This window comes from Sphingobacterium sp. SRCM116780, assembly GCF_021442025.1.
Lineage (GTDB): Bacteria > Bacteroidota > Bacteroidia > Sphingobacteriales > Sphingobacteriaceae > Sphingobacterium.
This window is the reverse complement of record NZ_CP090446.1, coordinates 1,001,215-1,015,101: the sequence shown is the minus strand read 5'-3', so window position 1 is coordinate 1,015,101 and position 13,887 is coordinate 1,001,215. Positions and strand designations below refer to the sequence as shown.

Annotated in this window: 9 protein-coding genes; 4 read left to right on the top strand and 5 right to left on the bottom strand. The window is 34.2% G+C overall.

Going from position 1 to position 13,887, the window contains the following annotated elements; translation table 11 throughout:
• Positions 1 to 51: 51 nt before the first annotated feature.
• The 3 genes from LZQ00_RS04425 to LZQ00_RS04415 form a co-directional block, all read right to left on the bottom strand.
• Positions 52 to 1,932 carry an Nramp family divalent metal transporter gene (locus LZQ00_RS04425; RefSeq protein WP_234512262.1) on the bottom strand — a complete coding sequence of 627 codons (1,881 nt, stop codon included), beginning with the start codon at positions 1,930 to 1,932 and terminating at the stop codon, positions 52 to 54.
• 79 nt (positions 1,933 to 2,011) lie between these two features.
• Entirely contained in the window at positions 2,012 to 2,593 is a 582-nt protein-coding gene (locus LZQ00_RS04420) for a 2'-5' RNA ligase family protein (RefSeq protein WP_234512261.1), read from the bottom strand.
• 139 nt (positions 2,594 to 2,732) lie between these two features.
• Positions 2,733 to 4,736: an ATP-binding protein gene (locus tag LZQ00_RS04415; RefSeq protein ID WP_234512259.1), complete on the bottom strand. Its 2,004-nt coding sequence runs from the start codon at positions 4,734 to 4,736 to the stop codon at positions 2,733 to 2,735.
• An 83-nt stretch (positions 4,737 to 4,819) separates the two neighbouring features.
• Here LZQ00_RS04415 and LZQ00_RS04410 point away from each other — a divergent pair, with 83 nt between their 5' ends.
• The 4 genes from LZQ00_RS04410 (at position 4,820) to LZQ00_RS04395 (ending at position 8,485) form a co-directional block, all read left to right on the top strand.
• Entirely contained in the window at positions 4,820 to 5,434 is a 615-nt protein-coding gene (locus LZQ00_RS04410; RefSeq protein WP_234512257.1) for a response regulator transcription factor, read from the top strand.
• Positions 5,435 to 5,714: 280 nt separating this feature from the next.
• Positions 5,715 to 6,959, top strand: coding sequence for a DEAD/DEAH box helicase (locus LZQ00_RS04405; RefSeq protein ID WP_234512256.1), 1,245 nt, complete (start codon positions 5,715 to 5,717; stop codon positions 6,957 to 6,959).
• Positions 6,960 to 6,965: 6 nt separating this feature from the next.
• Positions 6,966 to 7,355, top strand: coding sequence for a DUF1398 domain-containing protein (locus LZQ00_RS04400; protein WP_234512254.1), 390 nt, complete (start codon positions 6,966 to 6,968; stop codon positions 7,353 to 7,355).
• A 104-nt stretch (positions 7,356 to 7,459) separates the two neighbouring features.
• On the top strand, positions 7,460 to 8,485 hold the full coding sequence (locus LZQ00_RS04395; protein ID WP_234512252.1) for a threonine aldolase family protein: 1,026 nt from the start codon (positions 7,460 to 7,462) through the stop codon (positions 8,483 to 8,485).
• A 167-nt stretch (positions 8,486 to 8,652) separates the two neighbouring features.
• On the opposite strand, the gene LZQ00_RS04390 is transcribed toward LZQ00_RS04395, so the two are convergent.
• Together LZQ00_RS04390 and LZQ00_RS04385 are read right to left on the bottom strand one after the other, a co-directional pair.
• Positions 8,653 to 10,386 carry a RagB/SusD family nutrient uptake outer membrane protein gene (locus tag LZQ00_RS04390; RefSeq protein WP_234512250.1) on the bottom strand — a complete coding sequence of 578 codons (1,734 nt, stop codon included), beginning with the start codon at positions 10,384 to 10,386 and terminating at the stop codon, positions 8,653 to 8,655.
• 27 nt (positions 10,387 to 10,413) lie between these two features.
• Complete coding sequence (locus LZQ00_RS04385) at positions 10,414 to 13,683, bottom strand: SusC/RagA family TonB-linked outer membrane protein (protein ID WP_234512249.1); 3,270 nt, start codon at positions 13,681 to 13,683, stop codon at positions 10,414 to 10,416.
• Between the last annotated feature and the right edge of the window lie 204 nt (positions 13,684 to 13,887).

Genomic DNA, 13,887 nt, shown 5'->3' with positions numbered 1-13,887 from the left:
GAAGATAGCGAACACTTCTACAATCTTTTATCTAAAAATTATAATATAAAATTATTGAGCAATAAATACGGGTATTTTTACTGCATGTCGCAATTTATTAACAGTTTCTCCAAATACAAAATCCTTCACACCAGTATGTCCATGACTTCCAACAATCAATAAATCGGCTTGGTACTGTTCGCAGATTTTGGCGATAGACATAACACGATTGTTATATCCAAGTTCAAAATCCACTTGATAATCTCTATCTGAAAAGAAGTGTGCATATTTTTTTAATCGTGCCAAATCTTGTCTTGATTCCAAATCGTCTGTACTTTCTCCTGTATATTTTACCGTTGCACTTTCTACGATATGTACGAGAATAAAATGAGAATTTTTGTTCGCAATAGAAAGGGCATATTGTACAGTCTTGGTATCTGATGCGGAATAATCTAAAGCTAAAACCACCTTGTTAAAAACTTTGGGTTCTTCAAAAACTAACTCTTCAAAAGGGGGATGCACGCTCAGTACAGCTCGTTTGTTCTTGTGTAGGATCGGATACAAAACAGTCATGACCAATAATACAACCATACCAACTGCCCCTGCAATCAGCAATATTGTCAACCACCATTGATCATATTTTACAATCCATTTTGAAATTTCTTCGTACACTAATTTTATATTTAAGACGGCAATGACGATAGCGATCAGCCAGGCTAATACCTGTAGGTAAGGTTTAATAGCAAAATTGCCCATTTTTTTCTTATCACTCACAAAGTGAATCAATGGGATTACCGCAAAAGCCAATTGCATACTTAATATCACTTGACTAAAAATCAATAAAGAACCAACTTCTGATTCACCTGCAATTAAAATCACTAAAACAGCAGGAATTATCGCTAATAAACGGGTGATAATTCTTCTTAACGTGGGGCTAATCCGTAATCTTAGATAACCTTCCATCACAATCTGTCCCGCCAATGTACCTGTTACTGTAGAACTTTGTCCTGCTAAGATCAATGCGACCGCAAATAGTTTGGGAGCTAAATCGTTTCCTAATGTTTTTCCTAATAAATGATAAGCGTCTTCCAATTCGGCTACGTTATGCATACCATTTTTATGGAATGCTGCGGAAGCAAGAATGAGGATAGCGGCATTGACCAAAAAAGCTAAATTTAAAGCGATAGCGCTATCAAAAAAATTATATTTAAGCGCTTTTTTTATCGAATGCTCATCTCGGTCAATTTTACGGGTCTGCACCAATGCGGAGTGTAAGTATAGATTGTGCGGCATAACGGTAGCACCAATAATACCAATAGCAATATAAAGAGCGGCACTATTGGGTAAGCTAGGGATAAATCCAGTAACGACTTCGCTAAAATCTGGTTGAACCAAAAACATCTCGATCATAAAACACATACCTATCATCGAGACCAACCCAATAATAAAGAGTTCCATTTTACGCATCCCTAGTTTTTGTAGATACATGATCAAGAAGGTATCCGCAAAGCTGATTAAGACTCCCCAAAGGATGTCAATACCAAACAATAGGTTCAGGCCTATTGCCATTCCTAATACTTCAGCGAGATCACAGGCTGCAATTGCAATTTCTGCCAAAATATACAACACAAAATTCATCCTTCTTGGATAGGTTTCTCGATTACATTGAGCAAGATCTCTACGTCTCACAATCCCCAAACGTGTACATAAGCTTTGTAATAACAAAGCCATGATATTACTCATCAACAAAACCCAAAGTAATGCATACCCAAACTGACTCCCTCCTGCTAAATCAGTTGCCCAATTCCCAGGATCCATATACCCCACACTAATCAAATATGCAGGACCGAAAAAACTTAGTGCTCGTTTTAATTTTGATGTACCTTTACTGATTTCAACACTTTCGTGCACATCAGACAAAGATTTTTCATGGTGGTATGGATCTTTATTCATGTAGTACTTTCCTCGAATCTTTCTTTTGCAAATAAAGATAGAAATCATTAAACGAAAGTCCTACATTTTTATCCTTTTATTAAAAATCGAAAGATAATTGTCCTTCTTCTTGAGCTGGTTTTGGGACATTACCAAACCTAAATTCTTCAATAATATCGTATTGCTTTCTAATGGGATTGAATCTTCGCAAAAAAATACTCGCACAAAAAAAATCCAAATCAATCATCTTATAATTTTGAACTGCAATAGCCAATTTTTCTTGATCAAGTTTCCTCGCTACCGTTAAATGAGGTTCGTTACTTTTATTAATTGGTGTACCAAAATCAATATTCGTAATTACGTTCATTTTTTCTTTCAAAAACTGTTTTGATTTTAATGTTGGAGCAATATAAAAAGTACCATGATTGGGGAAAAAAGCGTATTCTTCAAAATAGACATATTGTGATTTTTCATATTTCAAAACTTCAACAAGCTGCTTTTTGATATAATAAAGTTTGGATTCATCTGCAAAACATTCACATATCGTCATGTGTGCCAAAGCATGACAACTAGAAAACCAGCCTATCTTATTCTTTAAATCTTCCTTAATCGATTTTACAATTTGAATTCCCTCTTCAGAAGGTTGAAATACGAATGAATACTTTTGTATGGCTTCTGGCATTGTTTCACTTAGCAATAATAACTTTTTGCACCTATCTAAAGGTAGTCAAAATAAAGTATAAGGTCACTCCTTTTAACCTACTTTACTTTCTTAACGCATCATTCATTAATTACTATTCCCCTCTACATAAAAACAATTATTAATTTGGTTTACAAATAATATAAAGAGAAGTTCCTCCATTCGGTTTAGAAACGAATTTAATACTTCCTTTGAGATGGTGTACTCTTGAATAAAGACTTTTTATTCCTAAACCAGTATTTAAATTTATTTTATCGACATCCATTCCTATACCATTATCTTCGATCGTAATCACAACGACTCCTTTTCTCGTTGTTTGTATTTGAATCAATATCTCTGTTGCATCTGCATGTTTAAAAATATTTTGAACAGCCTCTTGCACAACGCGATATAGTGTTATCTCACTATCTGTAGAAAGATTTGGTGGAAAACTAACCAGTTGAAGTTGAATTTTTAATCGATCTGATTGAATCTTTTTACAATATTGTTTAATCGCTTCAATAAGACCAAATCTTTCCACAACCAATGGCGTCAGGTTATACACAATACGATTCAGTTCCTGTTTAGATTCATTAATATAATCTAAAATTTGATCTGCATTTTTTATGGTGTTGGGTTCTAAAAGATTTTGTTCTTTAAAATGATAAATTAAAATTTTAATGGAAGAAAGCAATCCTCCTATGCTATCATGCAGGTCATTAGCAATTCGATTCCGTTCTTTATCTTCCACTTTTCTCAACAGCGTCATTTCATCAATAAGATACTTTTGTTTTTCTTCCTCTAAATTTGCCTGCATCAATTTCAGTTTCTGTTCATTCATCAACCTTTCCCGAAGTTGAGTTTTATTTCTGAAAATTATGACAATCAATATGATAACAAGTAAAATCAATAAAACAGCAATAAACAATTGGTTTCGTTGAGAGGTTACTAAAGATTTTTCATTACTCGCTTTTAATCGCTCGTTCTCCAGAACTTTATCTTTAAATTTATAGATGTAATCTAATTCTTGAAAATGAAGTGATTCTTTTCCTTTTTTTTCATCTACCAGATGGGCCGCCAATTTTCTATAAGTTTCTATTGATTTTTTGTAATTTCCTGATTTTTCATACACTTCTCCCAATTTTACCAATGCGTCTTCTTTGAGGGTTTCATTTTTGTTGGTTAATAACATTTCCAATAAATAGATCGCTTTGTTCCAATTTTTCGAATAAGTATAATAGTCGATTTCAGCTAAAGTAGCGTATTGCTCTTCTTTACTAACGTTAATTTTTAACGCCTGTTCCTTGCCTTTATTTATATATTTCAAAGCCTCATTGGGATTATTCTTGTATAAGAAAGACAATCCTTTAAGCGTATAAAATCTAGCCAAGTATCCAGGTGTTAATGACTCGTTAATTTGTTTTTCAGCAAGATCGGTGTATTTAATGACACTGTCTCTTTGACCTAAACGTTTGTAAACACTTGCCAACAAAATTTCATTGTATCCTCTTTCATGATATCGTACAGTATTTTTGTTGATTAATGGTCTCGCTAAATATAAATATTCCAGTGCGCGCTTATATTCTCTAAGTTCATAATAAGCCAGTCCAAAATTGGTGTACATACCATAAGCTATCGTATCATCCTTTAGCTGGTGGATTAGGGGAAGAATATCAATCATTTTTTGAAGTTGTGTACTTCTATACCCCATCTCACCAAATAGTGTAGCCTCATTCACTTTCAACAATACTAAATCATTTAGAACCTCTTTATTATGGATTTTTTCGGCAAATAAAATCCCTTCTTTATGAACCCGATCTGCCTTTTCATACTGATTGTCAGCGATTAAACTTACACCATAATACAGGTATACTTTAGTCAAATAAAGACTATCGACTTGTCCACGATTTTGCTTTAAGATTTTTTCTGCGTATTGTATGGAAAACTTAGAATTTCTATATGCATTGGTTTTCAATAATTCAACAATTAATTTTTTTTCTTGATTAATTGATCTACTCTGCCTGATTTCCATCTCTAAAGAATCTGATTTCTTTTTTAAAGCACTATCTGACTGCCCTTTACCAGTAAAACACCCAAACAAAAGCAATATAAACACAAAAATTTTGAGATAAGAAAGTACTTTCATAAAGGGAAATTATTAATTATAATTGTAATTGTAAAACGCAAGATGATAATAAATTATTATTATTGTTAGCCCTAACTGATTATATGACACGAATCATTATCATAGAAGATCATTCTATTGTCCTGTTCAATTTAAAAATTGTATTGGAATCAATTCCTGACTTCGAAGTAGTTGATACCTTTTCTTCTGGTAAAAAATTATTTGAATCAACTGGCCTAGAAAAAGTAGATGTCGCTCTTTTAGACATCAATCTCCCCGATACAGATGGTTTTTTTATATGTGATTACTTTAAAAATAATTTTCCTCACCTCAAGATCATTGGTATTTCCTCTTTTGAAAATGGGGAATTTGTATCTCGATTTTTAAAAATGGGTGCACATGGTTATGTTGTAAAAGGAACTTATAATAAAGATCTGGTTCAAGCAATTCATGAAGTTTTAAAAGGTAATACATTCCTTTGTAAAGTAGCACAGACTGCTTTAAATAACCTACATACCAATAACCAATCTCAAATCCAACTCACGAAAAGGGAGAAATATATATTAGAACTTTCTTCAACGTTAGACTCTATTAAAGAGGTTGCTGCAGCGATCGATGAAAATGAAGAAAACACAAGGTTATATCTTGAGCTTTTAGAAGATAAAATCAATTTCTACAGATTACCGTTCAAAATCAAAGAAGTCTTTTTAATACAGTAATACCATCTCTTCTTTTCACTGAGACAATTATCCTAAATATAAATCAATCTATTCATGCATTAAACCTGGTTATTTTTCACAGTTTTTGGATTTAATATTGCTAAGCAGCCTTGTTACAAACCCTACAATTGTTCAATCTTATCTTCTTTAAATATATATTGGCATAACCAGCAAAACCCGATGCCAAGTTTTTTTTAATTAACTTTGTATATTATTCATTAAATACGGCGATATAGTGTCTCTAGATAAATTAAAACTAAATAAACGGTTACATAAATCCATGGAAGAACTGGGCTATTTAACCGCAAAGGAAATACAAGTGAAGTCAATGTCACGGATTTTAGGGGGGCAGGATATAATTGCGATAAGCCCCGAAGGTTCTGGTAAAACGACAACCTATGTGCTGAGTGTATTGACAAACATGAAGTTCACCATAGCAGATGCACCAAAAGTTTTAATCTTAGCACCGGATCAAGATCGTATTCAAGCAATTGTTGACCAATTCTATTTTATTAGTAAAAACAAAGAGCTTAGCATTATCGGTTTACGTACTGGAGGAAGCATGGAACAGGAGATCGAGAAGCTTGTAGCAGGAGTTGAAATTGTAGTGGCAACACCAAATAGAGCTAGGGCTGTATACCTCAAATTAGGTTTAAATCTTAATTTAATACATACACTGATTATCGATGATGCGGAAGATATCATAAAAAATGGAATGATTACTCCTGTTAAAGAGCTTGCCAAAAGTTGTAAAAAATGTCAACATCTTATTTTTAGCACCGTAGAACATGAAAAATTACATCAGATGGTGGATGATTTTATGGTTCAACCAGCTTTGATTGAGGTGGAAGTACTGGCGGAACAACAGTTAGAGGTACATGATTTATTTCTTTACCGAGTGCCAAATTTCACAACTAAAATTAATCTTTTAAATCACTTGATGCGTGATACTGAAGTTTTTGACAAAGTCGTCGTATTTGTAAACAGCAGACTGACAGCTCAAAAACTCAGCAAAAGCTTACATCATCGAGATAAGGAAGAAATCTTGGTATTAAATCCGCTATTTTTTGACGATATAGGTATAGATGATTGTAATCTTTTTAAAGAACGACCTGCATCGCGGATTTTAATTGTCGCCAATGAGGGAACTGACCATCTAGATTTAACAAGCATTCCTTTTATTTTTCATTTTGAACTTCCTGAAAATAAAGAAACTTTCTTGCAACGTATTATTAAAACAGATCAGGAAGAACATTTCGCATTTACATTTTCCACTGATCTTGAATTGCCTGAAGTGAAAAGAATAGAACAAATAATTGGTCAAAAGATGCAACTGATGGAACTACCAACAGATCTAGCCATTTATAATGCAAAAAAGGAAATCAGAAGTGGCACCATGACTCCTAGTGAAAAGGATGAGACTCGTGGTGGTGCTTTCCATAAAAAGAAAGAAAGTAATAGTAAAACATATAATTATGGTGGTGGCGTAAAGGCTAAAATGACCATGAAAAAGAAGAAAGGTTAAAATCAAATGTTTACAGTTGAACAAATTGAACGTGCGCACGATCAAGTAAAATCTGGCGCTGACTTTCCTAATTATATCCAAGAAATAAAACAGATGGGAGTCATCGCATTTGAAACTTGGGTGATGGATAGTCATACCAAATATTTTGGAAAAGACAACTACCGTACACAATCAACCCCACAGTATAGCGCACTAGCAATTGCGGTAACTGCTGATACAGAAAAATTTAAAACCTGTTTAAAAATTCACCAAGAAGGTAAAACAGACTATTATACCTTCTGTCGGGATTGTGCAGAAACAGGTATTGAGAAATGGCTCGTTGACCTTACAAAAATGACTTGCTCCTACTACGATAAAGCTGGAAATGAGATTTTAGTAGAAATAATACCTTCCTAATCAAAATCTCTCGCATATTCTTCTTAAAGAATAAAAGGATCAGGATGATAACGAACTATTCATTAGTCTGTTTCAAATAATAGCTGTTTAAAATAATAGATAAGATGTACAATTTTAAAAATGATTATTCTGAGGGTGCACATCCCCATATTCTACAGAAATTAATAGAGACTAATCTGATCCAACAATTGGGATATGGTGAAGATGAATATGGCATGCAGGCCAAAGAAATATTGAAGGAGAAAATAAAAAATCCAAATACCATCATACATTTTCTTTCAGGAGGTACTCAGACAAACCTGATCGTTATTTCATTTCTTTTACGTGTACATGAAGCCGTTATCAGTGCCAAAACAGGACATATATCCGCCAATGAAACAGGAGCTATTGAAGCCACGGGACATAAAGTGATTACTGTTGAAACTAATGATGGCAAATTGAAACCTACTGATATAGAAAAGGCTTTACAGGAATATGCACTAAAACCTCATGTAGTAAAGCCAAGAATGGTTTATATTTCTAATTCAACGGAGATTGGTACGATTTATCGTAAATCAGAATTAGAGGAATTAGCAGCATGTTGTCAATCCAACAACTTATTACTGTATCTAGATGGAGCCAGATTAGGTCATGCTTTAACAGCAAAAAATAATGATCTGACGTTAGCGGATATTGCTCGATTAACAGATATCTTCTATATTGGAGGGACTAAAAATGGTGCGCTGTTGGGTGAAGCCATCGTATTCAACAAACCCGATCTAGCACTAGATTTTGAATATGTATTGAAACAAAAAGGTGCAATGTTGGCAAAAGGCCGTTTACTTGCTATTCAATTTTTAGAATTGTTTAAAGATGATCTATACTTTGATTTAGCCAAATATGCCAATCGTATGGCTATGAAAATCGCCGATGCTGTAAAAGAAAAAGGATTTTCATTTTTGACAGAATCAACAACGAATCAAATCTTTCCTATATTACCTAAAGCTGTAATTGAAAAACTTGCTGAACGTTACTTATTCTATGTTTGGAAGGAGATCAATGACGATCTTGCTGCTGTACGATTGATTACTTCTTGGGCAACGGATGAAAATAAAGTGGATGCATTCATCACTGATTTAAAACAGCTATAACTGATAACAAGTTATTTTTTCTTAAGTGTTGATCATCTTCGTATTTGTAAATACTGTATCCCATCTTTCATGAATAGAAAGGTATTTTTCTGATCACATTATTTTTGAACAAAAAAGGCACTCCAGTTAGGAGTGCCTTACATATAAATGAAAACAAGTGATTCTAATTAATATCCTGCATTTTGTTTCAAATTCCCCATACTTTTATTTAATTCCTCTTGTGGAATAGGGAAATATTCATTTCTATTTGGGGTAAATTGTATTCCTTTAAAAATTGGTAATATAGTTCCTTCAAAAGCAGAATAACTTTCAATAACCTGCTTAGCATCTCCCCAACGTACCAAATCAAAGAAACGATGTCCTTCTAAAGCTAATTCTAACCGACGTTCGAACTTAACAGCTTTACGCGCATAAGCTTGATCTGGGAATGTTAAATAAGGTTTTACAACATAAACTGCTGCTGGTTTTCCATCTACAGTAGTTTTTCCAGGTAATTTCGCAGCTCTATTTCGAATTAAATTAACCAATCGCATAGCTTCTGGCAAATTATTCGCCTCAACTTCACATTCTGCAGCCATTAAGACTACGTCAGCTAAACGAATAATATTAACATCTAAATCAGTGATATATGCAGCTCCTGATGCTGTATGCGCTGCATGTAGACTTTTTGGGATCATGGTCTTGATCCCTGTGAATGGACCACCGTGTGGTCTGCTTCCTTCTTCAGGCCTCAACCATGCATCTCCTGGGAAAATACCATAATCCAAAAACGCAACTCCTCTACGTCCTACTGTATAATCTAAACGAGGATCAAAATGTAACTTTGTATCCAGCACATACTTTGGTAAGTCAGCTTTTGGCACTAAAATATCTGATGTATATGGATTGTTTTTATAAGAGTTATCCAACAATGGTAATCCATTCGCATCTACTTTATAAGCATTAACTAAATCAATCGTGGGTTGATAAAAACCACAACATCCTACAGGATTCGCTCCATTCAGTCCACTTAACATATCACCTACATTACCATTATCTCCTGAACCATCTGGATTGATTGTATGTTTAGCAACTAAGATCGCTTCTGTACCATTTTCTTTAGTTGGATCAAAGTTATCTTGAAAAGATGTTGCTGCAATATCTTTTACAGCCATTACATCTTTAAACAACAACAGTGCTTGTGGATATTTTTTCTGATAAAGGTAAAGTTTACCGAGATAAGCTTTTGCTATTATCTGATCCATTCGTCCACTTTCACTATTGATTTTTGTCGTAGGTAATAACGTAATCGCATCTTTTAAATCGGCCTCAATTTTTGGTAAAACGTCTTGATCGTTTTTAACAACCTTTGCCTCTTCAATTGTTGTATTTTCATCTACATAAGGAATATTCTTAAAAATACGCCATAGGAAAAAGTAATAATGTGCACGTAACATCTTCGCTTCTCCTTCAATTTGTTTTGCACGATCAGCAGCTACTGTTTTAGCTCCTGCTTGATCAAGCTTCAATAATCGCAAAGTATTATTTGATCTTAACACACCTTCGTAATACACCTGCCACATAGTCGATAAATTATCATTAGATGAAATCGCTGAAAATGTTTCAATCATATTCATGTTCGGCTGATCGGTAATTACCGATCCTTTATGTGCATTATCAGAAGTAACCTCTCCGAAAAGCCATTGACTAGGTGCTGAGGCGTAGTTTCCCCATGTACCATTGACATTTCCATTCATAATGGCATATGCTCCAACTAATTCCGCCTCTATCCCTTTTTTATTTGCAATCTGTTCTTCAACTAATTGTCCTTGAGGGGTTTTATCTAAAAAACCTTTACTACAACTCCAAATACTTAAAGTTGACACCCCCAATAAACCTAATAATATATATTTCTTATTCATGATTATCTCTTTTTTAAATGTGAACGACTAAAAACCTAAACTTACACCTAACATGAATTGTCTTGATTGCGGATATACCCCAAAATCAACCCCTAAAGCAGGGTATTTAGAAGGTGTAGCTGTCACCTCTGGATCTAATCCCTCATATTTAGTAATGGTAAATAAGTTGGTGACGCCAAAATAAGCTCTTAATTTTTTAACACTTGTATTCTCTCCAAAAAGTTTATTGGTTTGAAAATTATAGCCTACTTGTAGGTTCTTCATTTTTAGAAAACTCGCATCTTGAATAAAGTAACTTGATGAAGCGTACTCATTTGCTGAAACCGTTTCTTTTGTTTGAGAAGGGATCAAACTATTTGGATTTTCCGGACTCCACGCATCAAGAACGCGTACACTTTTTTGTCCGTCAAATACACCGAAATCTGTAAAATAACGTGTTGCCTCATAGTTTTTATTACCTTGAGAACCATAGAAGTACATCATCAAATCAAAATTCTTATAATTCGCATTGAAATTTAAAGAATATGTAAAATCAGGATGAGGGCTTCCGATCACAGTTCTATCTGTTGCATCGAGTTTTCCGTCTCCATTGATGTCTTCATATCGGAAACCGCCCACACGTGCATCATCATAAGATGGATATTGGGTCAATTCACCTGTATTTTGGTAAATACCAGCAACTTTATAACCATAAAAAGCACCAAATGGTTGACCTGTTTTCATAATGGATGTTTCCATACTACGGAATGCACCATAAATAACTTCGTCAATACCAGGAGCTAATGCAACAATTTTATTTGCGTTATGAGAGATGTTAGCACCTATATCAAAATTAAACTCTTCTGGATCTTTTTTACCATGATGATAATTTAATGAAAACTCGATCCCTTTATTTTCCATATCTCCAATATTTACATAAGGAGAATTAGCACGCCCTACTGCAGTTGCTGGTAACGGTAAAGCAAACAACATATCGGATGTTTTCTTATTATACCAATCTAACGTACCATCTAACTTACCTTGTAAAATGGAAAAATCGAGACCTAAATTCAACGATTTCACTTGCTCCCATTTCACGTCTTCATTTTGGTAATCACTGATCCATAAACCACTAGAAAGTTCATTATTAATTGGATATGAGGCTGAATTTTGAGAAGTAGCATAACGTTTCAAATATTGATAAGCAGGTATTCTTTGATTTCCTGTTACCCCATATCCAGCTCTAATTTTCAAATCACTTAACCAATCAGAACCTTTCAAAAATTCCTCTTCAGATAAACGCCATGCAGCACTTACGCCTGGAAATGTACCATATTTATTATTTGAACCAAAGTTGGAAGAACCATCTCGACGTAATGTGGCACTAAATATATAACGATCTCTAAAAGAATAATCTACTTTTCCAAAAATTGAGAATAAAGAACCTAATGCCCCTTCACTCGTAGCCGAGTTTTTTTGTCCTTGTGACACATAGAAAAAATCTAAGCTATTGGTGATGAAAAATGAATTTCCAGAACCCTGAACTTGTCTATAGGTATTATCAATTGCTTCTGTACCGAGTAAAACATTTAAACTATGTTCATCATTGAAATTAGCTTTATAATTTAAGGTGTTGGTCCAGGTCCATTCTGTGTTATAACCGGATGTCTCTGCCATACCATTATTTGCACTTCCTTCTGTGAATTCTAAGTTCGGATAGGTATAGCTTAGATTATAATAATTTTCATATTTAATACCAAAGCTTGTTTTGAACGTTAGCCCTTTCATCAGATCATATTCACCAAAAGCATTTCCAAAAAAGAAGTTACTTTTATTGATATTATCTTTTGCACGATAAGCAATCGCAACTGGATTTTCTCCATTTCCCCATCCCCCTAATGATCCAGCAAAATTACCTCCTTCATCATAAACAGGAATAATATTTTTAATACGATAAGCAAATCCAAGCGCACTACCCTCTCCAATATAATCTCCTGCAGTATTGGTATTCACCCCTATACCATGCCCTCTGGTCATACTGTATTGCATATTTTCTCCAAAACGTAGTTTTTTATTAAAAGCGGAGAAATTAGTATTGGAACGAATATTAAAGCGTTCAAAACCTGTATGAATGATAGTACCTTTTTGCCCCAAGTAACCACCGGAAACAGCGTAGTTTGCATTTTCACCTCCACCCACAGAACTTAATTGATAAGATTGTGTGGGTGCATTTTCAGTTAGTTCATCAAACCAGTTTGTACCTGCTTTATTTGCTTTTGTGATCTGATAAAAATCAGTTTTGTTATCAGCGTAATTATATTTGGACATATCCGCATCTGCTGCAGTAACATTATTTCCAATTGCCGAACCTGCTATTAGGTATTCTGGTAATTTGTCGTTTCCATTTGTAAGTTTGTTGTTCAGATCCAAAATTTGTTGTGGACTAAGCATTTTAGGAAACCGATTACGATTAACTGCTTGAATACCATAATAGGCATCAAAATTAATACGTGGAGGACCTGATTTACCTGATTTTGTTGTTATAATAATAACCCCATTATTGGCACGTGAGCCATAGATAGAGGCTGCTGAAGCATCTTTTAGTACTTGCATGGACTCAATATCATTCTGATTCAGCCAGCTTAACTTTCCTTCAAATGGTACACCATCAATAACATATAAAGGTTCATTGTTATTAATCGTACTAAATCCACGGATCTTTATCGCTGGTGTCGCTCCTGGAGCTCCATCTGTGACTATTTGAACACCTGTAGCACGACCTTGTAAGGATTCAACAGCACTCGCTGCTGGCGTACTTTTTAACTGATCGGTATTGACAACTGCAACAGATCCAGTTAAATCTTTTTTGCGTTGTGTGCTGTACCCCGTTACAACAACTTCATCCAAAGCCCCACTTTCATCTAGCAATCCTACAACAATAGGTAATGATGTAGAAGTTACTTTAATTGATTGTTTTGAAAATCCAATGTAGGTGATCTCCAATACATCACCAATAGCGGCATTGATCTGGAAACCACCATCCGCATTGGAAGAAGTCGCAGTAGTCTTTCCAACGATTTTAATTGTTGCCCCACTAATTGGTTGTTTTGTCGTGGCATCTTGAATTTTACCTTGGATAGGTGTTTGGACATCGTTAACATGCGTTTCATAATGCGCTGTTTCCGAAAATTTTGACATAGGATTACCGAATGTTTGGTGACTAATTAGTACCAAAGCCGCAGATACCCAAAGAGAATGTTTTATTGATTTTTTATTTTCAATAATATCCTCATTAAAAAACTGTAATAGTTTTACCATAATATAAAAAGGATTAATTGGTTTATTTATTCGTGCTATTCCCTAAAAGAATCTCCCGAGCACGATCGTTTAGTTGTAGAATAAATGTACACAATCGATTGAATTTTCTTAATTATTCAACTAATTATTTTCTAAATAATACATAATTCCCTGATAATTAGCCAATAAATATATAACCTTATTGTAACAAGTACATGGTAAACA